This is a genomic window from Streptomyces sp. NPDC042102 (assembly GCF_055582305.1).
Genome location: NZ_JBVJDL010000022.1, coordinates 1 through 23,991, shown reverse-complemented (window position 1 = coordinate 23,991; position 23,991 = coordinate 1). Strand labels below are relative to the sequence as shown.

General features: G+C 69.4%; 23 protein-coding genes and 2 pseudogenes. 14 read left to right on the top strand and 11 right to left on the bottom strand.

The genetic code is table 11. From position 1 onward, the window contains the following. Nucleotides 1–193: 193 nt before the first annotated feature. Together ACZ6KO_RS34570 and ACZ6KO_RS34565 are read right to left on the bottom strand one after the other, a co-directional pair. Nucleotides 194–964, bottom strand: a complete 771-nt coding sequence (locus tag ACZ6KO_RS34570) for a transposase (protein ID WP_469307943.1) — start codon at nt 962–964, stop codon at nt 194–196. A 43-nt stretch (nt 965–1,007) separates the two neighbouring features. Then, complete coding sequence (locus ACZ6KO_RS34565; protein WP_469307942.1) at nt 1,008–1,631, bottom strand: hypothetical protein; 624 nt, start codon at nt 1,629–1,631, stop codon at nt 1,008–1,010. A gap of 1,043 nt (nt 1,632–2,674) precedes the next feature. Between ACZ6KO_RS34565 and ACZ6KO_RS34560 the strand changes: the two genes are divergently transcribed. Beyond that, complete coding sequence (locus ACZ6KO_RS34560; RefSeq protein ID WP_469307941.1) at nt 2,675–3,115, top strand: phage tail protein; 441 nt, start codon at nt 2,675–2,677, stop codon at nt 3,113–3,115. A gap of 664 nt (nt 3,116–3,779) precedes the next feature. Here ACZ6KO_RS34560 and ACZ6KO_RS34555 read toward each other — a convergent pair. After that, on the bottom strand, nt 3,780–4,511 hold the full coding sequence (locus ACZ6KO_RS34555) for an SDR family oxidoreductase (protein ID WP_469307940.1): 732 nt from the start codon (nt 4,509–4,511) through the stop codon (nt 3,780–3,782). A 95-nt stretch (nt 4,512–4,606) separates the two neighbouring features. Here ACZ6KO_RS34555 and ACZ6KO_RS34550 point away from each other — a divergent pair, with 95 nt between their 5' ends. Continuing rightward, the gene (locus ACZ6KO_RS34550) at nt 4,607–5,458 is read left to right on the top strand and encodes a LysR family transcriptional regulator (protein WP_469307939.1); all 852 of its coding nucleotides are present in this window, start codon (nt 4,607–4,609) and stop codon (nt 5,456–5,458) included. Nucleotides 5,459–6,085: 627 nt separating this feature from the next. Further along, nucleotides 6,086–6,472: a hypothetical protein gene (locus tag ACZ6KO_RS34545; protein WP_469307938.1), complete on the top strand. Its 387-nt coding sequence runs from the start codon at nt 6,086–6,088 to the stop codon at nt 6,470–6,472. Between the two features lie 140 nt (nt 6,473–6,612). Here ACZ6KO_RS34545 and ACZ6KO_RS34540 read toward each other — a convergent pair whose 3' ends face one another. Next, the gene (locus ACZ6KO_RS34540) at nt 6,613–6,969 is read right to left on the bottom strand and encodes a hypothetical protein (RefSeq protein WP_469307937.1); all 357 of its coding nucleotides are present in this window, start codon (nt 6,967–6,969) and stop codon (nt 6,613–6,615) included. Nucleotides 6,970–7,229: 260 nt separating this feature from the next. Here ACZ6KO_RS34540 and ACZ6KO_RS34535 point away from each other — a divergent pair, with 260 nt between their 5' ends. Further along, on the top strand, nt 7,230–7,394 hold the full coding sequence (locus ACZ6KO_RS34535) for a hypothetical protein (RefSeq protein WP_469307936.1): 165 nt from the start codon (nt 7,230–7,232) through the stop codon (nt 7,392–7,394). A gap of 565 nt (nt 7,395–7,959) precedes the next feature. On the opposite strand, the gene ACZ6KO_RS34530 is transcribed toward ACZ6KO_RS34535, so the two are convergent. Beyond that, nucleotides 7,960–8,511 carry an RICIN domain-containing protein gene (locus ACZ6KO_RS34530; protein ID WP_469307935.1) on the bottom strand — a complete coding sequence of 184 codons (552 nt, stop codon included), beginning with the start codon at nt 8,509–8,511 and terminating at the stop codon, nt 7,960–7,962. Nucleotides 8,512–8,997: 486 nt separating this feature from the next. On the opposite strand from ACZ6KO_RS34530, the gene ACZ6KO_RS34525 reads away from it, so the two are divergent. The 3 genes from ACZ6KO_RS34525 to ACZ6KO_RS34515 all read left to right on the top strand — a co-directional run bounded on the left by ACZ6KO_RS34525 (nt 8,998) and on the right by ACZ6KO_RS34515 (nt 11,710). Further along, entirely contained in the window at nt 8,998–9,732 is a 735-nt protein-coding gene (locus tag ACZ6KO_RS34525) for a hypothetical protein (protein ID WP_469307934.1), read from the top strand. Further along, a complete protein-coding gene (locus ACZ6KO_RS34520; protein WP_469307933.1) occupies nt 9,729–10,079 on the top strand; it encodes a hypothetical protein in 351 nt (116 codons plus the stop codon). The genes ACZ6KO_RS34525 and ACZ6KO_RS34520 overlap by 4 nt, the downstream gene beginning before the upstream one ends. Before the next feature lie 317 nt (nt 10,080–10,396). Next, nucleotides 10,397–11,710, top strand: a complete 1,314-nt coding sequence (locus ACZ6KO_RS34515; RefSeq protein WP_469307932.1) for a PIG-L family deacetylase — start codon at nt 10,397–10,399, stop codon at nt 11,708–11,710. Nucleotides 11,711–12,108: 398 nt separating this feature from the next. Here the strand turns inward: ACZ6KO_RS34515 and ACZ6KO_RS34510 are convergent, their stop codons facing one another. From ACZ6KO_RS34510 to ACZ6KO_RS34500, 3 genes are all read right to left on the bottom strand, one after another. Further along, nucleotides 12,109–12,354 (bottom strand): hypothetical protein, encoded by a 246-nt coding sequence (locus ACZ6KO_RS34510; protein ID WP_469307931.1) that lies wholly within the window; start codon nt 12,352–12,354, stop codon nt 12,109–12,111. Nucleotides 12,355–12,709: 355 nt separating this feature from the next. Next, nucleotides 12,710–13,315: a hypothetical protein gene (locus ACZ6KO_RS34505; protein WP_469307930.1), complete on the bottom strand. Its 606-nt coding sequence runs from the start codon at nt 13,313–13,315 to the stop codon at nt 12,710–12,712. A 262-nt stretch (nt 13,316–13,577) separates the two neighbouring features. After that, nucleotides 13,578–14,066 (bottom strand): hypothetical protein, encoded by a 489-nt coding sequence (locus ACZ6KO_RS34500; RefSeq protein WP_469307929.1) that lies wholly within the window; start codon nt 14,064–14,066, stop codon nt 13,578–13,580. A gap of 1,095 nt (nt 14,067–15,161) precedes the next feature. On the opposite strand from ACZ6KO_RS34500, the pseudogene ACZ6KO_RS34495 reads away from it, so the two are divergent. Beyond that, nucleotides 15,162–15,503, top strand: a pseudogene (locus ACZ6KO_RS34495) (hypothetical protein); the annotation flags it as partial. A 125-nt stretch (nt 15,504–15,628) separates the two neighbouring features. On the opposite strand, the gene ACZ6KO_RS34490 reads toward ACZ6KO_RS34495, so the two are convergent. Further along, nucleotides 15,629–17,899, bottom strand: coding sequence for an MMPL family transporter (locus tag ACZ6KO_RS34490; protein WP_469307928.1), 2,271 nt, complete (start codon nt 17,897–17,899; stop codon nt 15,629–15,631). 175 nt (nt 17,900–18,074) lie between these two features. On the opposite strand from ACZ6KO_RS34490, the gene ACZ6KO_RS34485 reads away from it, so the two are divergent. From ACZ6KO_RS34485 to ACZ6KO_RS34470, 4 genes are all read left to right on the top strand, one after another. Then, the gene (locus tag ACZ6KO_RS34485) at nt 18,075–19,247 is read left to right on the top strand and encodes a sensor histidine kinase (protein ID WP_469307927.1); all 1,173 of its coding nucleotides are present in this window, start codon (nt 18,075–18,077) and stop codon (nt 19,245–19,247) included. Beyond that, entirely contained in the window at nt 19,222–19,884 is a 663-nt protein-coding gene (locus tag ACZ6KO_RS34480; protein WP_469307926.1) for a response regulator, read from the top strand. Before ACZ6KO_RS34485 ends, ACZ6KO_RS34480 begins: the two co-directional genes overlap by 26 nt. A 494-nt stretch (nt 19,885–20,378) precedes the next feature. Further along, the gene (locus tag ACZ6KO_RS34475; RefSeq protein WP_469307925.1) at nt 20,379–20,609 is read left to right on the top strand and encodes a DUF4158 domain-containing protein; all 231 of its coding nucleotides are present in this window, start codon (nt 20,379–20,381) and stop codon (nt 20,607–20,609) included. Nucleotides 20,610–20,613: 4 nt separating this feature from the next. Further along, nucleotides 20,614–20,991, top strand: a complete 378-nt coding sequence (locus ACZ6KO_RS34470) for a Tn3 family transposase (RefSeq protein ID WP_469307924.1) — start codon at nt 20,614–20,616, stop codon at nt 20,989–20,991. Nucleotides 20,992–21,049: 58 nt separating this feature from the next. Here the strand turns inward: ACZ6KO_RS34470 and ACZ6KO_RS34465 are convergent, their stop codons facing one another. Then, nucleotides 21,050–22,006 carry an ArsR/SmtB family transcription factor gene (locus tag ACZ6KO_RS34465; protein ID WP_469307952.1) on the bottom strand — a complete coding sequence of 319 codons (957 nt, stop codon included), beginning with the start codon at nt 22,004–22,006 and terminating at the stop codon, nt 21,050–21,052. A gap of 84 nt (nt 22,007–22,090) precedes the next feature. Here ACZ6KO_RS34465 and ACZ6KO_RS34460 point away from each other — a divergent pair, with 84 nt between their 5' ends. Further along, nucleotides 22,091–23,164 carry an alpha/beta hydrolase family protein gene (locus ACZ6KO_RS34460; protein WP_469307923.1) on the top strand — a complete coding sequence of 358 codons (1,074 nt, stop codon included), beginning with the start codon at nt 22,091–22,093 and terminating at the stop codon, nt 23,162–23,164. A gap of 114 nt (nt 23,165–23,278) precedes the next feature. Next, the gene (locus ACZ6KO_RS34455) at nt 23,279–23,536 is read left to right on the top strand and encodes a hypothetical protein (RefSeq protein WP_469307922.1); all 258 of its coding nucleotides are present in this window, start codon (nt 23,279–23,281) and stop codon (nt 23,534–23,536) included. Here the strand turns inward: ACZ6KO_RS34455 and ACZ6KO_RS34450 are convergent. Further along, a pseudogene (locus ACZ6KO_RS34450) lies at nt 23,511–23,807 on the bottom strand (transposase); the annotation flags it as partial. The gene ACZ6KO_RS34455 and the pseudogene ACZ6KO_RS34450 overlap by 26 nt on opposite strands. Nucleotides 23,808–23,991 lie beyond the last annotated feature (184 nt).

The window sequence follows — 23,991 nt, the reverse complement described above, 5'->3', positions numbered from 1 at the left end:
GACCGGCCACCTACGATAGACCGTTGCCACGGAGCAACGCCAGGCAAAGATCCATCCGATCATCACAAAATCGCCGAGACGGGTCGCGTATTCTCGAGCCACGGCGATTCGGCTGATCGGGAGCCTAAGGGCTGTCCCGTAAATGATCTCCAAGTCGTCCCGTGCATCGTTGGTTGCGATGTGGTCCCCTGGCCTATCCGGCGAGGGCGAGGTTGTGCATCCGGGCGATGCCGAGCATGGCGTGGTGGACGCCGTCGCCTCTGAGGCGGCAGTCGCGGAGGATCTTCCAGGTCTTCATGCGGGCGAAGACGTGCTCGACGCGGGCCCGGATCTGCTTGTGGGACCTGTTGTGGTCCTCTTTCCAGTCCGGGAGTTCGGTCTGACCGCGCTGTCGGCGGTGGGGGATGACGAGTCCAGTGCCCAGGTAGCCGCCGTCGGCGATCGTGAGGGTCTTGCCGACGGCGGCCTTGGCGCCGGATTCCTCCCAGGCCTTGCAGTCGTTGCGGTTCCCGGCGAGTGGCCGGCCGACTACGACGACCAGGCGGGTGTCGGCGTCGATGACGACCTGGTGGTTCGTGGAGTATCGGTAGTTCTTCGACCGCTCGGCGATGGTGTGGTCGCGGGTGGGGACCAGGGTGCCGTCGACGATGAGCACGGTGTCCTTGGCGAACCGTTTGCGGGGTTGGAGCGCGAGCAGCGGCCCAAGGTGGTCGATGATCCGGTCCGCTGCCGACTTGGACACCCCGAACAGCGGAGCGAGCTGTCGCATGGTCAGGTTCGTGCGCCAGTAGGCCGCGACCAGCAGTGCGCGGTCTTCCAGCGGAAGGCTCCACGGCCGGCCCTTCCGAATGGCGTCCGCACCCTGGAGCCGCAGAACGGTTACCAGCTTCCCGAAGGTGCGAGGACTCAGCCCGGAGAACGGGGCTATCCAGGAAGATTCCGACGCCGTGATCACACCAGCCATACCAAGATCTTCCATGGTGTGATCAGCGGTTTTGGTCCACCTCTCAGCTGCCGCTCAACGGAGACGTCCACGCAGGGTCATGTCGGGATCTCCTCGTAAGGTGCGCCAGCAGGTGCTCCGCCGTGAGGGAGGCTGTGTCTTGCGGCGCGCCGACTGCGGTCAGGGCCGCGATAAGCCTTGCCGATGCTGTTTCCGGCACGTCCGGGTCGGTGAGGAGGGGAAGCAGTAGCAGGAAGCGGGTGGCCGTGTCCTGGACGCCTTCGTCCGCAAGGAACGGGCTGTCAGCGATCCGGATCAGTTCGTGCCACGTCAGCCCAGTGCCCGAGAAATCTCCGTCCCAGCTGGCGATCTGCTCGGCGTAGCTTCTGTCCGGATGGGTGAGTAGGTAGTCGGTGCCGTAGTCACCGTCCAGGTTGCGGTAGATCACCGCGGCTCCGGGTCCGTCGTCAGCCGGCACCCTGAACACGGGCCAGTGCTCAGGATCGAAGAGGACCTCGCACAGGGCATCGGCATCGGCGCCGTCCTCACCGAACCACTCTGGAACCGGGCGCTCGGCGCATCCCCCGTCACTGCATATCGCCAAGAGGTAGTTCGACCAGAACCCCGAGTGGAGCAGCAGTGACTCGCCCGGTACCAACGGGCCGACGTCGTATCCCTTGATCAGCACCCCTCGATCCTGTCACCAGCCACTGACACGGTCCGATCCGGGTCGGGAAGGGGACGCCGTCCAGTTACGGGACAGCTCTTAGCGCCACCGTCACGCGGTGTTTGGAGTTTGTCTTGCCGTCCATGACGATTCCGGGTTCGAGGCCGCCAGCACCCGACACGACCCCGGTTGCACGCCTGTCGTACTCTGCGCCGCAGGGGGTCGGCAGACCATCATTCCCGATGACGAGAACTGTTCCCGGTTCGCAGACGCCTTCTGACGCGAAGTCCTCTGCGAAGTCCCCTCCGGCTGGGATGAATTTCTTGGCATGTACTTCCCCACTGAAACGGCCCGCTGTTCCGCTCAGGAGATTGTTGGTGTACAGGACGCTGTTGATTTCCACCTGGCCGTCGAACTTTGCAGCGCGGTACCCGCCGCTGGCGACCAGGCCGGTGCCGTGGGCCGAGGTCGCTTGGACTCCCACACCGTCCGGACTCTGGCCCTAGTACGCCAACTCCGGTACTCGTGTTGCCTCCCACTACTCCGGAGTGGTTGGCATCATGGGCGAAGCTTTGGACGCCGTCGCCGTTCGCGCTGTCCCCTTTCACCTCCACCCGCCAAAATGGTGTGCACACCGATTACTCCGGCATGGTTGACATCCCTGGCGCATCCTTGGACACCGTCGCCGTTCTCACTTTCCCCCTTCACCCCCACCCCGCTACTACTGTTCGCACCGAGAACCCCGGCGTGCTGAGGACTTCCGGAGAACCTTGGACGCCGTCGATCGCGACGTTACCGGCGTCTCCGCGAATTTCGGCTACTCCGGGTCCGGTTGATACTCCTGAGTATGCGGTCACTTGTGTTCGAGCCTCGTTCGAGGCCTGAGGTTAAACGGCAAGTTCAGTACCTGTTCCTGAGCCGCGCATGACAACAGGAGTGCGGGATGCCGTTGCAGCTCACTCGGATGGGGGACTTTTGCGTTCCTCGCGGCTGAGGCCTGCCACGATGTCCACGATCATGGGGCGGACGGGTCGTCCTGTGACGTCGGACATAAGGGTGGACACATGCCGGACGATGCAGTCGCTACCTACCAGTGCCAGGTGGAGCTGGGCGGGCTTCGAGTGGAGACGCTCAAGGGCGTCTCGTCCAGCGCCGCGGACCAGGAATTCATCGACGTGGTGTCGATGACGCCGTCCGGAAAGGCCGATATCGACTTCGCGCCTGGGCTTCCGGGTTGGCAGAACGTGACGCTGACGCGTTCTGCGGACAAGAGCGAAGCGTTCACGAAGTGGATCCAGGAGGCCAGGGACCCCGCCGCGACCGGCGCGGAGCGGGACCTGGTACTGGTGTTCGTCAACGCGAAGAACGAACCCGTCAAGAAGGTGTCCTTCGCCCGGGTGCACCCGGTCAGCTGGAGCGGTCCGGGTGTCACCGCCGGCGAGTCCGGCGTGGGGGAAGAGACGCTCGAACTGCGCTATCTGGATGCCGACACCAAGGTCCTCTGAACGTAGCTGGCAGGGCTGGGTGCGGTTGGTGGCGGTGAACCGGTCAGTCGCGGGTGTGTTCGCGAGGGGCCGGTTGACCGGCTCGACGGGACTGTCGCGCCCGGTGAGGGCCACCGGGCCCGGCCGGCGCCCCGCAGGACGAGCCGCTCCGGCACCGGCCCGGCCGCGCAGGGCGAGCCCGCCGAGGCCGGCTGTGCGCCCCGCACCGGCCCGCCCGACCAGCACCCGGGCCTCGTGCGGGGGCGGCGGACAAGGCGGAGCTGTGCCGCGCGGCGCACGGCGTGACCAGCCCCGCCGTCACCGCGCTGTGCCACCAGACCTATGTGACTTGCCAAGATGGGTGTCACCAATTCTGCGGGCCGACCTGGGCTTCGGTGGCGCAGCGGTCGCGCTACTTGTCACCAGATGGTCGACCTTGTTGCCACCTGCTCCGAGTTTTTTGGCCCAGTTGTCACCGAGCGCATAGAGATTCGGCAGGTCGGAGGATTGGTGAACAGCAGTGAGGTCTTGCGATCCGGATCCGCGGGTCACGATTGTTGGAGCCGGTAGCGGTGCGGGGCGTTGCCCCGGGCACCGGAGCGTTGCACGGACGGCCACCACGGATCTGTTCGAGATACGTGGGCGCAGCGGCCATCAGCCTGGCGGGTGATGGCCGCCGTGCACATCACCAGGGCACTACGCCGGCGTCGTCGAAGAACTGTCCGGTGGGGCCGTCGTCGGGCAGGGTCGCGAGTTTGATGGCGATCGCCGCGCCCTGTTCGGGGGTGCGCACGCCGTGGAAGCCGTTGAGGTCGGTGGCGACGTAGCCGGGGCAGCCGGTGTTGATCAGGATGTTCGTGCCGCTCAGCTCCCGGGCGTACTGGAGGGTGACGGCGTTCAGGAACGTCTTCGACGGCGCGTACGCCGCGGACACCGGACCCGCCGTCTGCTCGGCGGCGGGTCCTGACTGCCGGGTGAGGGAGCCGACGCTGCTGGAGATGTTCACGATCCGTGGTGCGGCGGAGCGGCGCAGCAGTGGCAGCATCGCGTTCGTGACGCGGATGACGCCGATCACGTTGGTGTCCACGACCGTGTGGATGGTGGCGGGGTCGATCCGGGTGGGCTCCTGTGGCATGTCGCCTGCGATGGCGGCGTTGTTGACGAGCACGTCGAGGCGTCCGGCCTGTTCGTCGATCAGCCGTGCGGCGGCGGTCGCGCTCGCGTCGTCGGTCACGTCCAGCGGTACGGCGAACGCGTCGATGCCGGCGGCGCGCAGTTTCTCCACCGCGGCGCTTCGGCGCTGGTCGTCGCGGGCGCCGACGCCGACGCTCCAGCCGAGGGCGCCCAGGCCTGCGGCGATCTCGTAGCCGATTCCCTTGTTCGCGCCGGTGACCAGCGCGATCGTCTGTTCAGTCATAGGGACGATGCTGCCTTCGGGCCTCGGCGGGCGTCCAAGACCGATCGGGTGCACAGCGATACCGTCAGGGTATTGATCCGGGATAGCGTGGCCGGATGGAGACCCGGGAACTGCGGTATTTCGTCGCTGTCGCTGAAGAGCTGCACTTCGGGCGTGCCGCGCAGCGGCTCGGGATCGCGCAGCCACCGTTGTCACGGGCGATCCAGCGGCTCGAACGCCGGCTCGGGGCAGTGCTGTTGGATCGGACCAGTCGCACTGTCACGCTGACCGAGGCCGGCTCGGTGCTGTTGGTCGAGGGCCGGGCGGCTCTCGACGCGGTCGAGGCCGCCGAGCGTCGGACCCGCCGCGCCGCCCTTTCCGTGACCGGCCGCCCCGGCCTGGTCCTGGTCACGAAGGCCAGCGCGTCCAGGGAACTGCTGGCGAGGCTGCTCGAGGCGTACGCCGCCGAACCCGGCGCAGTACCCGTCGACGTCATCCTGTGCGGTCCGGCCGAGCAGGAACGACTCCTGCGCGAGGGCCGGGCCGACGTGGCTCTGCTGCACCGGCCGTTCGACTCGACGGCCGGATTCCACACCGAAGAGCTCAGCACGGAGAGTCAGGTTGTGGTCCTGCCGGCCGGGCATCCGCTCACCGCTCGGGCCCATGTGCACATGGCCGACATCACCGGGCTGCCGGGCCTGCCCCTCCCACGCTGGCCCGACCCCGACGGCACTTACCCGCCCGGCCCCGGCCCGCAGGTCCGCGACCATGCGCAGTTGTTGCAGCTCGTCGCGCTCGGCCGTGCCTGTGCGGTCTCACCGGAGTCGTGCCGAGCCCAACTGCACAGTGACCTCGCCGCCGTGCCCGTGCTGGACGCGCCGACAGTCACCACCGTGATCGCCTGGCCACCGCACAGCCGGTCCAGAGCCGTCGCCGACCTCATCCGGACTGCGACACGTCTCCAGTAGCTCCCACCCGCCCGGCCAGGCTCCACCCATCGTGGCCCGGCTCAGGCGGCAGATCGCGGTGGGTGCAGGTGTTGCTGGGGCAGCGGAGTCCGGACTCGTCGGGTCGCCGTTGACCGGGTCACGGCTCTGCGGTTCGACCGGCACGGCAACCGGGTCTGGCGCGCGGCCCAGAGCCTGCTGGACTCCGAGCACGTCCGGCGTGCGATCGGGGAGGTCGCCACCCCGTACGAGGTCTGCCGCGAACCCTCCAACGTCGCCGCGGGCGGCCACGCGTGCCCGCTGCGGTTCCGCTGTCTGGGCTGCGAGCACTTCTCCACCGACGTCTCCTACCTCCCAGACCTCCAAGCACACCTCGCCGACCTGCTGCGAAGCCGGGAACGGCTGATGTCCGCGTTCGAAGCCGACGAATGGGCACGTACCCAGGCCATGCCCTCACAGGAGGAGATCAGCCGGGTCCGCCGGCTGATCGCCCCGCGTCAGCTCTGACCTCGCCCAGCTCACGGCCGAGGACCGCGCGCAGATCGAACAGGCCGTCATTCTCGTGCGCCGCTCGCGCACCGTCCACCTCGGTATGCCCCGCGTCGGCCAGCCCCTGCCCGACGTCCGACCCCCAAGGACCCACCCGTCGTGACCACAGCCATCAACGACGGCCGCCAGGCCGATACCGAACGCCGCCGTACCCGAGTGACGAGCGCGATCATCACCGCACGGCGCGAGGGAAGCCCACTGCCCGCCTCAGCCATCGCCCGCGCCGCCTGTTTCGACCGCACCTTCCTCTACCGCCACCGCGACCTCCCCGACGCGCTCCACACCGCGGCGCACGAACCGGCCACGCCGTCCGGGACTGGGCCAACCGTCTCCTCGGCGTCGCTTCAAGCCGATCTCGCCAACGCAGGTGCCCGCAGCGCTCGCTTGGCCTCCCGCGTTCAGCAGCTCGAAGAACGCCTGTCGAAGGCGCTCGGCGAAGAGATCTGGCGGGCCTCTGACCTCGGGCCACCTGCCGACGTCGCCTAGCTGAACAGTCGAATCACCAGGCTCGAACAGAGCAACGTTGAGCTGACGCGCGCGTTTGAGGAGCGTCAAGCCGAACTTGAAGCCGGCCGAGCAACCAACCGTGACCTGACCCGCGCCCTCAACCAAAAGAGCTGACTAGGTCAATCCAGGGGACGTGCTGCTGGCAGCCATTCGACTTCGTCGTCGTCCGTTTCCTTGATGACGGACACGATGGTGTCCGTCATCGGGCTGCACTCCATGCGGTGGAGCGCAAAATGCACGCCGCGAATCTGGATCATCGCGACATCGACAGGGCTCAGTTCCTCCCAGCCCCGCTCGGTCGTCAGCTTCAACCGGCCCGCCACGGAGTCCAGCGACGGCGCAAGGCCTGCCACGACACGGAATAGACCCGAGATGTACCACCACATGCTGGTCTGCCACGCAGGGTTCGGATTCGCACACGCCGAGACCGGTGCATCCAGCCAGCCGGCTTGCGGGCCAGGCACATCAAAGTTCAAGATCTTCCACCCCCGCTCTTGACCGCACCCTAATCCGCTGCCCCACCGAACCCGCAGGGGCCTTCCCGTCGTCGGGGTGCCGCTACGTGATCGCAGCCCGACAGATCCGCGACTGCTTGCCTGAACGGCCAAGCGCTGACGTCAGGCGGTGATCAGGGCAGCGGTATCGACCCAACGGGCCAGGACGCTGAGCGCGGCCAACTGCTCCAGCGCCTCATGCCGGCGGCCGGTACTGCTCCTACCCGGCTTACGGGGCGGGGGTGAACTCCACCTCGGTGCCACCGCAGCCGGCCGCGATGTCGTACAGCCGGTCCCGCTCCGCCTCATCCACCGCCAGCCCCCACCGCAGCTTCGTCGCCGTCCACTCCGACCCGTACCGGCACAACGCCTCCGCCGACGGCGGCAACCACTGCGCCGGATCCTGATCGGCCTTCGACCGGTTCGAGCGCGCCGTGACCGCTGATCCGAGGGTGCCCGGCGATGTGACTCGTCGTCGGGGTGCCGGCGTGCGCCGGAGTGCGGGGGCAGGCCCGCCATTCACTCACTCGGGTGAATCGAGGGGCTGTGGGGGGAGAAGTGCGCGGTGGGGTTCGTCTGCGGTGCGAGGACGCGTTCACGCCGACCGTGTCCCGCCAAGTAGATGGAGAACCACTGAACATGACGCCGTCCTTGCCGTGGCGCGACCGCGGCGCCCGTGGCGCAGAGGGAACGCAGTGGCGGAGCGGCAGCTGTTGTGGTGCGTGTGGAGGTAGCGGTGGAGGCGGAGGTCTTGGCCCGGGGCGCAGTCGCCGCCGGCGCCCCCGCAGGCGTCGGTGTCGGCTTTCGGTCCAGCGGCCGGCGGGGAGCGGGGCCCGGACCGTATCCGTGGTGATGCCCAGCCGCCGGGCGACCTCCGCAATCGCGTGCCCGTCCGCGCTCTCCAACACGATCCGCGATTGCAACGCCAGCAACTGGGCACTCGAAACACTAGGCCGCTTCCTGTGGATAGGCTCACTGGATGTACTTGAGCGTCCACTTCTGGTTCGGCAGTCCTTGGTTGTCGTTGGTCACGACCGGAGACCGGTTCGCGCCGTTCCAGCTGCGGTCGGGCTCCAGGGCCCGGCCGAAGAGGTTCGCGATGCGCGCAGGGTCGCTCTGGTGCGCCGGGTCGACATACCAGAGCTGGTCAACGTTGGTGAAGTCGCGGTCACAGGTCGACAGCCAGGTCGCCCAGCCGCTCGGGCCGTTCGCGTAGCCAGCCAGGCAGCGGCCGTCCCTGCGGTTCACCATGTGGTAGCGGCCCCGGCCGTCAGCCACCAGGTCCCACAGCTGGTAGGCCTCAGTGGTGCAGTCCCACACCCGCGTACGGTCCTCACCGTACGGGAAGCCAAGGCAGCGGCCCGTGCCCTGGTTCCTGACCTGGAACGGGCCGACTCCGGCCGCGACCGCAGGGGCCATCTCCGAGCGGATCTGAGGTTCGGCCGCCCCGGCACCCGGTACTGCTGCCGCGAAGGCGGCGGCAAGTGCGGTTGCCAGTACAGCGAGTCGATTGCGCGGCTTCACGAGTCTCCCTTGTCCGAAGTTGCTCGTGCGTAACGATCAGATGATCCAAAGGGGACGGCCCAGCACGTATCCAAGACCGAATCACCTCACCTGACGACATCCCCGCCGGTCCAACTTCGTTGTCACAAAGCAGCCTTGGCCCAGCTTCGGTGGCAAGCGGTCCGTCTTCGCTGTCACAGGTCGCCGACCGTGGTCAGGCGTCAAGTCGGTGGGCATGCGGTCCGGCGTCGTTCCGATCTGGCTGATGGACAGACCGAGGAGCAATGCTCCTTCGAGACCTGTGAGCAGCGGGAGCAGTTGGTCCTTACCTGCGATTCCCATCTTGGGCCGGGTTCCGAGAGCGTACACGCCACGAGCGGCCGAGCCTGCACTCAGAAGATTTCGTCCCGCAGGAGATAGATTGCACATCCCGCGAGTGGTTGTAGGAATTGATAGCGCCCCGCAGCTGACGCGCCGCAGTACTTCACCGGCTTCAAGATGGGGCTGATGCACCGCCCTGCACCGCTGGCAGCGCCGGCTGAGCTGGAGGAAGAGGAGGAGGACAATGCCGAGAATGAGGGTGGCTGGGACGACGAACAGGACGTAAGCAAGCCTGAGGACGCACGGGCTCAACCGGACGCTGATGCAACCCCTCTCGCTCTGCTCGGGGAAGAGCGGGACGGGGACGAGGCTGGGGTGCAGTTGTGGGCATCTGTCGATCTCAAGGACCTGCCGCCGCGGGAGCGGTCCGAGGCCCTCATCACTCTCTTCCTCCAGCGCCTCTATCGCAGGGCCCTGAAGGAAGCGGAGCGCTGGGGCTACGGCCCTGACGTCATCCGCTGGTGCGTCACGGTGCCAGCCATCTGGACGGATGAGCAGGAGCAGGTCATGCGGGACTGTACGATCCGCGCCGGGCTGCCAGCCGAGGACGGCCGGCTGGTCCTGGCGATCGAACCCGAGGCAGCCGCCCACTGCGCCCGCACCAGCGGCGTCAACGTGCCCGGAGAGCAGGGGAAGGAGGACAGTGATCTCCAGGCCCCGGGCTGCCGGTTCGTGGTCGTGGACTGCGGTGGCGGTACCGTCGACCTGACCTCGTACGAGAACGACGCCGAAGGGCGGATGGTTGAGACGGGCGTTCCCACCGGGGGCCGTACGGGGCGGAAGCGATCAACCGGGCGTTCCGTGAGCGGCTCCTCGTCGACCGCTTCGACAAGGCCGAGATCGTCGACGGCCTTGAAGTGAGATGTCCCGAGGCCTTTCTCGACCTCTGCGAGCAGTGGGAGCGGCCGAAGCTGGACTTCACGGCGGACCGGACGAGTCCCTTCTTCCTGAACATCCCCACCGCCATCGACCGCGCGCTGGGCGCTGCCGTGCGCAAGCGCCTGGCCCGTAAGCAGGACGGCACGAGTGACCAGATCGTCGTCACCGTGAAGGAGGCGGCAGAACTATTCGACACCGTCGTGCCCGAGATCCTGGACCTGATCGACGGGCAGCTCAAGGACACTGAGGACTCGGCAGCAGCGGGCAGCCCCCGCCCGCTCATCTTGCTCGTCGGTGGGTTCGCCGCCTCCCGGTTTCTCCCACGATGAACTGGGCGTCGTCCGGAGCCGTGATCTCGCCGACGACGCCACGGGGGCGACGCGGGACGGCGTGGCCCGTGTTCCGCCTCGTCCACCAGTCGGCCCATTCGAGTCGCAGCCATCGCACGCTCATTCGTAGAATCGGGCGCAGGCGGCGCGACACGCGCGAGGTGCCGCTCGCGGAACGGTGTGCCACGCGTCAGCCGGAGGGATCCGAGGTGAGGTCTGAGCCGCTCGACAGCAGTGGATTCGCGGGTTCGGGGCGCTCCCCCCACTCGGTCTCGGCACCGCAAGGAGGCCAGCGGTATCGGTCGCGGGTGGGTCTGGTGGCTCTGGGGGTGGTCTTCGGCGCGATTACTTCCGTCCTGCCGGTCGGGCACGGGCATGCGCACGGGCATGCGCACGGCTCGGGAAGCACCGGTGTCCGCCGGGGTGCGGAGCCGGACGCAGGGTGCCGACCCACGCTGGCCGGCATGGCACACCAGGACGACGACCTCCTCTTCGTCAGTCCCGAGATCCAACGGCTCATACGCGCCCGGTGTTTCGTCGGCACCGTCTATCTGACGGCAGGGGATGCCGGGCGCCCGTCCACCGGCGGCAGCTCATACGTACACCGTCGGGAGCGGGGTCTGCGGGCGGCTTACGCGCGGATGGCAGGCGCCGCGAACCACTGGCTCCGGGCAGATCTCACGGTGCGCGGGCGCGACCTGGTGTCCTACGTCCTGGCCGGCCGCCCCGACGTACGGCTGGTCTTCCTACGACTGCCCGACGGGTTCCCGAGGGGTGTCGGCAGTCCGCAGTACTCGGGGCAGAGCCTGCTGAAGCTGTTCCGGGGGCAGTCCGCCACCATGAGACCGGTCGACGGGACCAGGTCCTACACGGAGGCTGAGCTGGCCTCTGTCCTGTCCGAGGTGCTCACCCTGCGCAAGGCGGAACACGTTCTGACGCTGGACTACGACAGCGCCACGTTCGGGGTCGGCCCGCCGCATCCGGCCGATCACAGCGATCACGAGATCACCGGCCGGCTGTTTCGGAGGGCTGCCTTCCGATCCCCCGCCCGTCCTGCCGTCACACCGTACGTCGGCTACGGTCTGCCGCTGCTGCCACCGAACCTGACACCGCGGCAGCGACGCGAGAAGAAGGCCGTGTACGAGGCCTATGCCGCGTACACGGGATGCCTCACACTGCCTTGCCCGTCCCGCATCATCACGCTGAGCCGGAGCTATCAGCAGTGGATGGAGAGGGAACACCGCAGGATGCGCCGGCAGCCCCGTCCCGGGGAGGTCATGTCGGCCATCGGCCGTACCGCAGAGCGGATCGCCGTCGAGCGGTGCCTGACGCTCGGCGCCGGGAGGCCCACGGCCGCCGTGACGACGAAGGACTGTGACGGCAGCCCCGCCCAGCAGTGGACCTTCGTCGGTGACACCATCAAGGTCGCGGGGTCCGACGGCTGCCTGACCGCCGCTCTGGGCGTGGCGTCCTGCGACGGGTCGAGCGGCCAAACCTGGTGGCGCGACGCCGACGGAAGGATCGGGTCGGGCCGACGGTGCCTCCACCAGGACGACCTGGTGGAACTCGCCCCCCGCCTCACCCTGCAGGCGTGCGTCCCCTATCAGCCCGAGCTGCGCTGGCTCTGGTAGCACGCAAGGCCCGCTCGTCGGAAACGTGCGGATGACGGCTTTCCCGAGCCGGCCTGCGGCACTGCCCGCGCACCCGACTCCGGCTGTCGGCGGCGCCCGGGCCACAGACGACGGCGGGCACAGCCTGCGATCGGGCGGACTGCTGCATCCATGGAACTGTGGTTGGAGCTGAGATTGGTCAGGGTCGGCTGACTGTTCCATCGGTCCCCGAGGCCGGACCACGTCTCGTGGATGGCCCACTACGGCGGAGCCGGGCCATCTTCGACGGAAGGGCCGGACAGCACGCGGCGGCCCGCGGGAGAATTCCGGGGGCCGCCGTGCACACGGGAGCTACTACTCGTGTCGGCCGGGAAGTCGTTGACCGTGATCTCGACCGACGACACGCTCATACTCGTGCGTCAGTAATCGAGGTATCCGTCCCACGTGTCCCGGGCATTGCTCCCGTTGCCCTTCACCGCAAGGCAGAACACGCCGTTCGACCAGCCCATCGACTGCCACCCGGTCGGGTCCGCATTGGGCAAGTTCACGCTGTTGCCGACGATCTGGGCAGTGCTGCAGTTCACCATCTTCGCGGATATCGCGGGGCCTTCAAGCTTGAGGATTTTGACCTGGCCGTAGGCGACGTGCTGCCAGGAATCCGCCACCGCGTTCCTGCTGCGCCACGGGCGCCGAGATCGCGCCACGGCGGGTGCCCCGGGGGCCGGCCAGCTTTCGCCGGCACAGGCTCACCAGGGCGACCAGCGCACCGCGCTCACGGCGGTCGGGACGTGCCCGAGCCACGGCGCAGCGCCGCAGCGTACGAGACGTCGGCCTGCCGAAGGTCGGCGGCTGCGGGCTGGTGGGCGGCGATCTGGTCGAGGCTGACGTCCCAGATTCGGGCGATGGTGCGCTGGGTTGGGGTGGTGGCCCCGCCGTGGCCGTACATCGCTGCCGCGTTCTGAGCGAGGAGGTGGAGGTAGCCGCGGGGGTAGGAGGGGTGGCTGAGCTCGATGCACAGGTCTATGGCCTCGTCCAGATCGCGGGGCCGGCCGCGGTGGTGACGCGGGTGAGGAGGGCGAGGCACTCAGCCTCGTCCAGGACGTCGAGGCGTACCACGGTGGTGGCGTCGCTCCAGGCGGTGGCGAGGTGGCTGGTGATCAGGAACCGGCCCCCGGGAGCGCGTGCGATCAGCGAGCCGACGTCGGCGGGATCGTTGACGTTGTCGAGGAGGATCAGCCACCCGGTGTGGCTGGCCAGCCACTGCAACCCCCACTCAGCGAGCCCCTCGACGGCCAAGGCCTCGGCCAGGGCGGGCTGCAGGGCGGTAGTCAGGCTGGCGAGCCCCTGCTCGACGCCGGCGGGGCTGTCGGCGTTGATCCAGCGCACCGGGGCGCAGTCGTGGGGGCGGGTGGCGGCCCAGTGAGCGGCCAGAGTGCTCTTGCCGACCTCGCCCAGCCCGTGCACTGCCTGGACCAGGGCCGCGCCTGGGGCGGCGAGGGCGGCGTCAAAGCGGGCGAGCTCCTCGCCACGCCCCACGAAGAGGCTCGGCCTGCGCAGCAGGCTGTCCAGGCCGGCGGAGGCGTCCACCTCGGCGGGAGGCCGCATCGCCTCGTCCGGAAGGTGCACGGTGGGACTGAAGATGCCAGTGATGGCGTACCCACCGTGAGTGGCAGTCGCATCCCCGGTGTTGATCAGGATGTGCCCGGTACCTGGGGCTCCGCGTGCCGCAGCCGACCGGGTGTCGCGCGGATCTTGCTGTGTCCCGTGGTCGCCGCTTCCCGTCGCCTCCGCAGGCTCGACGGCCTTGCCGGAGTCCCACCTGCCCCACGGCCACCGGACCATGGCAGCTCCTTGGCTCGCCTCGCTCAGTTGTGGTGGTGGCGGGCCGTCATTCCTTGACGATCCCGCTGACGGCCCTGGAGCCGGTCCCCTCGGCTTCGGCTTCTCCTGTGTTCAACGCTTTCGCGGGGCCGGTCTGACTGCTGCGCCCGCGTTTGACACCGGTGACCGCGCTGCCGCCGTCGCAAGCGATGGCATTCCCTGTTCCGATGGCCACGTCACCGGTTGAAGCGGCGAGAAACGACAGCATGTCCCGCAGTTGCTCAGCTGCCCGTTCCTGCTGGGGGGCGTCGAGGCTCTCCAGCAGAGTCTCGAACCGGCCCTGCCACGCACCTTGCTGCCGCAGACGCTCGCTGCCGATGTCATTCGCGCTGCTCAACACCTCGGCAGTGTGGTCCAGACGCTCAAGCTCGGTATCCGCCCGCGCGGCGTCGCCGTGGGCGAAGAGCTCCCCAATCCGTCTGCGCAGGCCGTTCCACGCGTCAGTTCCCGCGGCCTGGACCACCGCGGTACCACCCGCCAGTGCCAGAGCCGTCACGACTCGGCCAGCATGTGATCACCGCTCTCCGCATACAGGCCATGGCCTGGCGTCCCAGCTCGGACGGCCACGCAGGTTCATGAGCCCACACATCCAGCGAAGCCCAAACCGCTCGGTCCCGCACAGCGGAGGAGAAGGGGCTGGCTGTCGTGATGGAGGCGGCGATGCGGCCGGTCTGGAACGGGGCGATCTCCTTCGGCCTGGTGACTTCTCTGAACTACGGGGTGAGGGCGCCAGCCGGAGTTCGGTCGTCGGCCGGGGTGCCGCACGGGGCTCGGGGCAATCCGTTCGCGTGGCCCTTGCCCGGCCGCGTACGGTCTGCGCATGACGAGGACCACGCCGGCCAGACCGGTGTCCGTGGAGGCCGTGTTCCCGGAGCTGGCCGCCGCGCCGGCCATGGAGTGCCGAACAGGACCGTCCGGTGCCTTTCGTGGGGCTGGCCCAGTTCTTCCGCCGTGACATCCCCGGCCTTGCCTGCGGGCCCGGCGGTGCAGACCTGGTGCAGCTCTTCCGCTGCCCCTTCACCCACGGCCCGTACCTGGAGCGCCAGTACCGACTGCGGTGGCGACAGACCGAGCAGACCGAGCACGCGGAACGCTTCCTTACCGCTCCGCCCGAAATTCCCCTGCTTCGATGGGAGCACGAACTCCCCGAGCCGTGTGTCCTGTACCCGGAAGAGGTGGACACCTATCCCTGGGCGGAGGACGACACACTGCCCGCCTCGCTGATCACGCGAATCGACGCGTGGGACGACGCCCAGGTAGCGGAACACGGCCCCGATCCCCCAGCTACCAGTACGACCTGTCGATCCCTCCCGGCTGGCGCGTCGGCGGCTACCCCAGTTGGGCGTCGACGGGCCCGATGGCCGTCGACTGCGCGTTCTGCGCAGCCCCCATGCGGCTGCTGCTGACGGCGGAGGGCTACGAGATGGACGCCGGCTCGCACAGCTGGGTGCCTCTGGAGGACCGAGATCCAACCCTGAGAGGGAAGACATACCACTCGCCCCAATGGGTGCTCTCCTAGGGCGCGTATCGAGTCGTGATCAATTTGCGGGATGTGCCTTCGTGGCACGGTCCGGTCCATAGACGGTCTTGCGTGACGCGAGTGCAACTGACGATCCGGATTGGGAGTTCAGCGAGCCGTACCTGCTGATCGGCGAGTACGGCCCGTACCCCGAGCGACTGCGGCAGCAGTTCGAGGGCGTGATCTGGCGGTTCAAGGCGGGCGGGCGGTGACGGGAGATGCCGCCGGAGTTCGGCGCGCGGGCCCGTCGGCCGACCCCGCGTCCGGCCGGACGCGGTCGCCCGGGACAAGGCGTACTCGTCCCGCGGAAACCGCGCCCACCTGCGCAAACGCCGTATCAAGGCGGTCATCCCGGAAAAGAAGGGCTCCAGAGGTGGCCGACCCGTCAGCCGCCACCCCGATCTCTACAAGGAACCCGCCTGCGCGCGCCTCGATGTTCTGGATCAGGGACCTCACCAGGACCACCCGATGATCACGATTCGATATGCCCCTGGGTGACGCGCTGAGGTGCCGGACGCCAACGGCGGGCAGGAGTTGAGTCAACGGTCAACCAGCCCTGGACGCGGGGCTTCACCCGTGGATTCCGCGTCGGTGTCGTCGGTGCCGACCGGGCCGTGGGGAAGCATCCGGTCCAGCCACTTCGGCAGCCACCAGTTGGTCCGGCCGAGGAGTGTCATGGTCGCCGGTACCAGCACCATGCGTACGACCGTGGCGTCGATGAAGATCGCGGTGGCAAGGCCGAGCCCGAACATCTTGGTGGAGGGGTCCTCGGCGACGGCGAAGGACAGGAAGACCGCCACCATGATGAGGGCGGCCGAGGTGATGATCCGGGCGGTGCCCGAGACGCCCTCGACGATCGCCGTGCCGTTGTCGCCGGTGCGCAGGTACTCCTCGCGTACGCGGGAGAGGAGGAACACCTCGTAGTCCATCGACAGGCCGAACAGGATGGCGAAGAGGAACATCGGGATGAACGACACGATCGGAACCGTCGCTTCCAGCCCGATGAGTGCGCCTCCCCAGCCCCACTGGAAGACCGCGACCATGATGCCGTAGGCCGCGCCGATGCTCAGCAGGTTCAGCAGTACCGCCTTGAGCGGTACGAGTATCGAGCGGAAGACCAGCACCAGCAGCAGGAACGACATCACCAGCACGGTGGCGACGAACACCGGCAGGCGCTGGCTGGTGCGTTGGCCCACATCGGACAGGCTCGCGGCGGCGCCGCCGACGTGGGCCCTGGCCGGGCCGTGCCCGATCGCCGTGGGCAGCACGTCGGTGCGCAGCCGGGCAATGGTGTCGGCCGTGGCCTTGTCCTGAGGGCTGCTGGTCGGGAACACCACGAGGGTCGCGATGCCGGTGTCCCGATCGACGTGCGCCGGCGCGACGGATGCGACGCCCGGATCCGCCGCGACCGCCCCGACGAGACGGTCCAGCACGCCCGGATCACCGGCGGGGTCCGCGGCGATGACGAGGGGACCGTTGGTGCCCGGCCCGAACCCCTCGGCGACGAGGTCGTACGCGCGGCGCTCGGTACGGCTGTGGGGCAGCGACCCGTCGTCGGGCAGGCCGACGCGCAGGCCGAGCACGGGCAGCGTCGCGGTCAGCAGCAGCCCCGCCGCGCCGATCGCGTACGGCACCGGGTGCCGGCTGACGTGCCCGATCCAGCGCCGCCACCCGGCGGCGTGGGCGGCGCCTGCCGCCGTGTCCCGCCGCCGTGCGAGTCGGCCCGGCTTCCTGGTCTGCAGAGCCCGGCCGATCCGGCCGGCCCGGGCCAGGCGTGGGCCGGCGGCGCCGAGGAAGGCCGGCAGAAGCGTCACCGACGCGAGCACCATGGTCAGCACGACGATCGAGACGGCGAGCCCGCCGACCGTCATGAACGGCACGTTCGCGACCGCCATGCCGAGGATCGACACGACGACGGTGCCGCCGGCGAAGACCACCGGCCGCCCCGCCGTTGCCACCGCTCGTCCGGCCGCCTCGTGCGGATCGAGCCCGCGCGCAAGGTACTCCCGGTGCCTGGCGAGCACGAACAGCGCGTAGTCGATGCCCACTCCGAGCCCGACCATGCTGCCCAGGACCGGCGCGAAGGTGGGGACGTCCGTCACCCCCGCCAGTACCGTCATCGTGGCGACCCCGACGGTCAGTCCGAAGACCGCCATGCCGATCGGCAGCGCGGCGGCGACGAGCGAACCGAACGCCAGGAACAGGATCGCGGCCGCGGCGAGGAGGCCGATCAGCTCGCTCGCGCCGCCGTCGGGGTCGGAGAAGGCGTAGAAGAGGTTCCCGCCCATCTCGATGCGCAGCGGCAGCTCGGCGCGCAGCCGGTCGCCGAGACCGACGAGGGCGTCGAGGTCTTCGGCCGACAGCCGGCTCTGGTCGGGGTACTGCACCCGGACGACCGCGATCCGCCCGTCGGCCGAAACGAGTCCGCCGCGCACGGCGGTGTCCCCGCCCGTGCCGAGCGCCCCCGCCGGGTCGCTCGTGCCGACCACGTGCGGCAGCCGCTTCACCTCGGTCTGCAGCCGCGTGAGAGCGGTGCGCGCGCTGCCGTGGTCGAAGAACGTCGCACCGCCGTCGAGGGGGGTGACGACCACTTGGGCGGTCATCCCCTCCTGGCCGGTGCCGGCCCGCTCGATCAGTTCCGCGGCCCGTTGGGAGTCCAGCCCCGGAGCGGTCATCGAGTCCGCGGTACGCCCGCCGAAGGCGATCGCGGCGAGGACGGCGAGCGTGGCGGCGATCAGCCATGCCGCGATCACCCGCCGGGGATGGCGGGCGGCGCTTGCGCCCAGGCGCAACAGGGCTTTCGAGAGCATAGGGTCCTCCAACCACTACGTTGGCCGTCGTTGTACGGCCGCCGATGCCGAGGCTCGTCGCCACGGCGCTCCGCGGCATCGGCCCGCGGGCCGCGGATCCGTCGACCTCAGGGCGGAGTGACGACCCGTCCTTTCGGCCGATGCGCGGCACGGCACGGTGCCTAGGCTGGGAACCGTGCTACGAGACGACCTGCGAGCCCTGTGGACGGAACCCCGGCCGCCCGACGCGCCCGCCCGGGTATGGCGGGACTGGGCGTTGCTCGCCGCGGGCCTTGCCGGTGTGGCCCTGGAGGCCACCCTGCGCGAGAACGTCGTGTGGCGGCCGGTGGCGGTGGTGTTCGCCGTATGGCTGTGCCTGCTGCCCCTGTGGCGCCGGACCCGCCCGCTGGCGATGGTGACGCTGGCGTTCGGCTCGGTGGTCCTGCCTCCGGTGGCCTCGCTCGTCGCCGCACCGAGCGAGCCCTTCGGCCTGTACACCGGCGCGGTCGTGCTCGTGCTGGTGTACGCGCTGCCCCGGTGGGGATCGGGACGCGAGATCGTGCTGGGCGGCGCGGTGATCCTCGCGGCCGGCGCGCTGTGTGTCCTCGCGGACGAGACCCCGGTCGTCGAAAAGGTCGTGGGCTTCGTCTTCCTGCTGCTGCCCGGCGTGCTCGGGGCTGCCGTGCGGTTCCGGGGGACCGCTCGCGAGCGGCAGTTGGACCAGGTGCGCTCCCGCGAGCGCGAGCAGCTCGCCCGGGAACTGCACGACACGGTGGCCCACCACGTGTCGGCCATGGTGATCATCGCCCAGGCGGGCCGGGTGGTCGCGGGCACCGACCCGTCCGCCGCCGTCGAGGCGCTGGAGGGGGTCGAGGAGGAAGGGGCGCGCACGCTGGAGGAAATGCGCGCCATGGTCGCCGCGCTGCGCGACCGCGGGGTCGGCGCCGAGCTGGCGCCCCCTGCCGGAGTCGCGGATCTGGAGCGCCTGGCGCGCACCCCGGGTGGTCGCCTCAGGGTCGATCTGGGGCTCGACGGCGAACTGGACGCGCTGCCCCCGGCCGTGGACGCGGCCGTCTACCGGATCGTGCAGGAGTCGGTGACCAACACGCTGCGCCATGCGGTCGACGCGACCGAGCTCGTCGTCCGGGTCGCCGCGGAACGGCACACGGTACGGGTGAGCGTGCTCGACAACGGCCGGCGCACCGGCCGGGGTCGCGACGGATACGGACTTACCGGACTGCGCGAGCGCGCGACCCTGCTCGGCGGCACACTACGAGCCGGCCCGGGTACTGACCGGGGCTGGCATGTCGAAGCCGAACTGCCGAGAGCGAGGAGCGAGAGCGGTGTCCATTCGCGTCCTCGTCGCTGACGACCAGACGATCATCCGCACCGGGTTGCGGATCATACTGAACGCCCAGCCCGGCATCGAGGTGGTCGGCGAGGCCGCCGACGGGCGGGAAGCGGTACGTCTGGCCCGCGAACTACGCCCCGACGTCTGCCTGTTCGACATCCGCATGCCCGTACTCGACGGGCTCGAGGCCACCCGACTGGTCGCCGGCCCGGGCGTCGCCGACCCATTGGTCGTGGTCGTCATCACCACGTTCGACCTCGACGAGTACGTCTACGGCTCACTGCGTGCCGGCGCCCGCGGATTCCTCCTCAAGGACACGGGACCGGACCTTCTGGCGCAGGCCGTACGGTCGGCGTCCGACGGTGAGGCGCTCATCGCGCCCAGCGTCACCGTCCGTCTGCTCCAGGCATTCGCGGACCTGCCCGCCGGCCGGCCCGTGGCCCAGCCGGTCTCCCCCGTCACCGCCCGCGAGGAGCAGGTGCTCCTCGCCGTCGCTCGCGGGCTGACCAACACCGAGATCGCCGATGCACTGCACATCAGCCTCAGCACGGTGAAGACGCATCTGGCCAGCCTTATGGCCAAACTCGGCGCCCGCAACCGGGTCGAGATCGCGATGTGGGCCTACGAAACGCGCCGTATCCTCCCCGGAACCTGAGCCGGGTGACGGGCCATGTCCCATGAGTCCCCGCCCGGACATCAGTGCACCGGTCGGCTCACGTCGGCTCCACGTGCCTCACCGCCCCAGAGCGTGACGTACCAGGAGGCCGGAACCGGGACGGTGAGACACCCGATACGACAAGACTCCCGACAGCTACCTCGCCAGTCTCCACCTGCACGCCTCGATGATCTGGATCTAAGACCTCACCAGGACCACCCGATGATCACGACTCGATACGCGCCCTCAGGCTGGTCGAAGCCTTGCCCGACCCGGAAGTTCCGGCCCCACGTGTGGTTGGCGTCGATGAGTACGCGACCCGCGAGGGTCGCAACTACGGGACCATCTTGGTCGACGTTGAACGGCCTCGGGGAACATCGGTACGGCGGTTGGCGCCGAGAATGATCATGGTCAATTAGCACACCGGTTGAGGCGTCCGCTGGGGTTCGGGGAAAGATCGCCGGGCTGGTGCCGGGGCTGGCTACGGTCCGCTCGTGCCGGTGAAGTTTCTGACTGATGAGCAGGCCGAGGCGTACGGGAAGTTCGCCGAGGAGCCGACCCGCCCCGAGCTGGAGCGGTTCTTCTTCCTGGACGACGCCGACCGCGATCTGAGGCACCTGGCCGCGCAGCTCGGCATCGAGGACCCGTCGGTGGTGAAGCGGTACACCGAGCGGCCGAAGACGGCGTACGAGCACGCGTGGGAGATCAGGGACGCCTACGAGTAACACGATGAGCTGGCCCGGCAGGTTTCGGAGGTGCGGATGGTCGCGGACAAGCGGCTGCACGCCACCGTCGCGGGCGCCGGCCGCCGCGCGGACCCGGCGCTGCCCGGCGACCTGGTGGCGACGCCTCGGCCTGGTCCTCAATGCCATCGTGCTGTGGACCACGAAGTACATCGACGCCGCCGTCGCCCAGCTCCAGGCCGAGGGCCAGGAGATCCGCGAGGAGGACATCGCCCGACTCTCCCCGCTCAAGCACCGCAACCTGAACCTGCTCGGCCGCTACACCTTCACCGCCGGGGTCCCGGTCGCCGGCGACCTGCGCCCGCTGCGCGACCCGCACGAGCCCGAGCTGGACGAGGACGACGACGGCAGCGGGCAGGACTGAGGGGGGCCGACCGGGGCGGTGATGGGCTTGCGGTCCGTCGTGTGGCGAACTACGGCGGTCAGGCACCCGCAACCAGCGTGCCGAGGGCCGTGCGCTGGTGGATGACCGAGCGGCCTGTGCGGGTCGTCGTCGCCATGCCTGCCGATCTGAGCGCCGCCGCGTGGGACGAGGCCGTCGCGTTGCTGACGTGGAGGGCGCGGGCCAGGGATGTCGTGGTGTGAGGCTCGACGAGGAGGCGCAGGGCGTCCAGCCGGGTGCGGCCCAGGACGGCGGCCAGGGTCTCGGCGGAGACGATCGGGCCCCCGGCGGTGGGCGGGAGCCCGGAAGAGGCTGGGTACGTCAGGACTGCGGGATGGCCCGGGGGGTCCTGAAGAAGTGGGCCCGCCGGGTGGTGGAAGGTAGGCAGCAGAACCAGGCCGCGCCCGTCGAGGCAGATGTCGCGGTCCGGCGCTCCGCCGGGCCATTCCCACACACCCCCGCGGAGTCGGCTGCCCGGGGCCAGGCCGGTCAGCGTGGCGGCCACTCCGTGCTCGGCGACTGTCAAGGCGTAGCGGGTGAACTCCTGACGGTGCAGATCCTGCACGGCGGACCAGACCTGGGCAAGGACAGTCTCGTATGTGGCCTGCTGGGCGCGGTGCAGGGTGTGCCAGGCCGTCTCGTCGCCCGCGTGCAGGTCGCGGATCCAGCGAGGGGCGGGCATCGTCCCGTAGACCCGCTCCAGCTCGGAGCGGACGAGAACGGTGCTGGTGGCGCGGATCTGTTCGAAGCCGGCGGCGACGGTGTCGCCGAGGGTGTCGAGGAAGGAAGGCGGGTGGCCCGCCGGAACCAGGTCGGCAAGCGGGCTACTCGTAGCCGGGAGGGAGCGCAGGATGCGACCACGCCACGGCACGAACAATGGCCCGCCACTCCGGGTCATGGCTGTGGTCAGGGCGGCGTGCAGCTCTTGGAGCGGCGCCGGGCGGGCTGCGAACCGGGTACGGGCGAAGTCCTCCGCGGTGAAGTGGACTCGCAGCACTCTCACAGCTCCTCGTCCTGGGCCAGCCTTTTGGCCAGGGCCTGAACCTTCGCGTCGTGACAGCCTCGCACCAAGGATGTTCGTATGATTTCGCGACGCACTCTTTTGAAAGGCACCCTACTCGGGAGTGCCGCCGCCCTGCTGCCCACGGCTGCGTCCGCATCCGGTGGCCGCGCGGTCCTCCGGCTGCCCGCGCCCGCGGGCCCGTACCCCGTAGGCATGCAGACGGTCCATCTGACCGATCCGTCCCGGACCGACCCGTGGGTGGGCGGCGTGCGGGAGTTGATGCTGACCGTCCTGTACCCGGCCCGATCGGTGCGCGGCTTCTCCCGGGCCCCGCAGCTCACACCGGGCGAGGCCGGGGTGTTCGCCGATTACGCGCCGCACATTCATCCGGGACTGCCGGAGCCGGGAGTGGTGGACTGGGGCGCGGTCCTCACCCACGGGTACGTGGGCGCGCCGCCTCTGCCTGGGCGGCGTCCGGTGCTGGTGTACTCACCCGGCGGCGGTGACTCCCGCACGCTCGGCACAACCGTCGCCGAGGACCTGGCGAGCCACGGTCGAGTGGTCGTGCTCGTCGATCACCCCGGCGACGCTTCCCAGGTGGAGCTGCCGACCGGGCTGCGGACGACCGTCCTGTTCGGGCCACCGGACTCGGCAACCTTCCGCACGATGGTGGACACGCGGATCGCGGACCTCCGGCTGGTCCTGGACCGGCTCAGCGATCTGCCGCTCGCCCAGGTCATGGACTCCTGCCGGATCGGGTTGTACGGGCACTCCGCCGGCGGCACGGCGGCGGTGTACGCGGCCCGTGACGACCACCGGGTCGGTGCGGTGGCGAATCTGGAAGGCTATCTCGACCTCTACCCGACGCTGGACGGCTTCGACCAGCCGCTGTTGCTGTTCCGCACCGACGGATTCGACGGCGCCGCCCGTATCGATTCTTCCTGGGCGGGGCTTCCCGGCCGCCGCGTGCTGCTCCCCGACGCGAACCACTGGGCGTTCACCGACTACGGCTCGCTCGTCCCTCGACTCCAGACTTCCGGTCTCGTAACAGCGACGGCGCGGACCGCGCTCGTCGGCACCGGCGACCCCGCGGTCACACTCGCCGAATTACGACGCCGGGTGGGGACCTTCTTCGCTCGCCATCTCTCGTAACAGGACTACGAGGCGGCGGACGGCCTGCTCCAGCCCACAGGGCATCGGCCGCCTGTCGACAAACGACGGCGGGCTCAAGGGATCAACGCATCACCCACGGATGATCATGTGGCTATGGGGGGTCTGGTGCGTGACTACGGGTTCTCGCCGGCTCAGCGAGACGAGATCTGGCGGCGATGGCGTGAGGGTGAGTCGTTCAGCCTGATCGGGCGGGTGATGGGTGTTCCCATGCACCATGTGCGCCGGTTCTTCCAGCAGTCGGCTGGCCTGTGTGCCGTGGTGGAAGCGAAACTCGCCCTGCGCTGGTCGCCCGAGCAGATCTCGGGATGGCTCCGCCGCCAGTTCGTGCGTCACCGGCCTGGCCAGGTGTGACGACGAAGGCCAGCGGCCGGCAGCGGCCGTCGGCGGCGAGGTGGATCTTGGTGGTCAGTCCGCCGCGGGAGCGTCCGAGGGCATGGTCGTGCGGCTCGCCAGCCGGGGCCCCTTTTGACGGGCCCCGGCGGCGTGCTGGTGGGCGCGGACGATCGTGGAGTCGACGGCCGAGGACCCAGCCCAGGTCGCCGTCGGCCTGGGCGAGCAGGGCGGCGCAGACGCGGTCCCACGTGCCGTCGATCGCCCACATCCGCAGCCTGCTGTAGGCGGTGTCCGGTCCGGCAGCAACGGCTCGATGCGTGCCCGCTGAGCGTCAGTCAACGAAACATATCAACCGACGATCAGATGAGCCGAGAGAAACGGCCTAGGTGTATTGCCCAGTGAGGTTGGGGACGCGGCTGGCAGGTGGTTTGCCTGCGAGCGCGGTGTGTCCGCGGTGGTGATTGTAGGTGTGC

What these genes read in the sequence shown, in the direction of transcription:
- ACZ6KO_RS34560 (WP_469307941.1), top strand. Translation starts at nt 2,675, where the DNA reads ATGCCGGACGATGCAGTCGCTACCTACCAGTGCCAGGTGGAGCTGGGC.
- ACZ6KO_RS34460 (WP_469307923.1), top strand. Translation starts at nt 22,091, where the DNA reads ATGATTTCGCGACGCACTCTTTTGAAAGGCACCCTACTCGGGAGTGCC.
- ACZ6KO_RS34490 (WP_469307928.1), bottom strand. Translation starts at nt 17,899, where the DNA reads ATGCTCTCGAAAGCCCTGTTGCGCCTGGGCGCAAGCGCCGCCCGCCAT.
- ACZ6KO_RS34570 (WP_469307943.1), bottom strand. Translation starts at nt 964, where the DNA reads ATGGCTGGTGTGATCACGGCGTCGGAATCTTCCTGGATAGCCCCGTTC.
- ACZ6KO_RS34555 (WP_469307940.1), bottom strand. Translation starts at nt 4,511, where the DNA reads ATGACTGAACAGACGATCGCGCTGGTCACCGGCGCGAACAAGGGAATC.
- ACZ6KO_RS34470 (WP_469307924.1), top strand. Translation starts at nt 20,614, where the DNA reads ATGAGCTGGCCCGGCAGGTTTCGGAGGTGCGGATGGTCGCGGACAAGC.
- ACZ6KO_RS34455 (WP_469307922.1), top strand. Translation starts at nt 23,279, where the DNA reads ATGGGGGGTCTGGTGCGTGACTACGGGTTCTCGCCGGCTCAGCGAGAC.
- ACZ6KO_RS34525 (WP_469307934.1), top strand. Translation starts at nt 8,998, where the DNA reads ATGCACCGCCCTGCACCGCTGGCAGCGCCGGCTGAGCTGGAGGAAGAG.
- ACZ6KO_RS34550 (WP_469307939.1), top strand. Translation starts at nt 4,607, where the DNA reads ATGGAGACCCGGGAACTGCGGTATTTCGTCGCTGTCGCTGAAGAGCTG.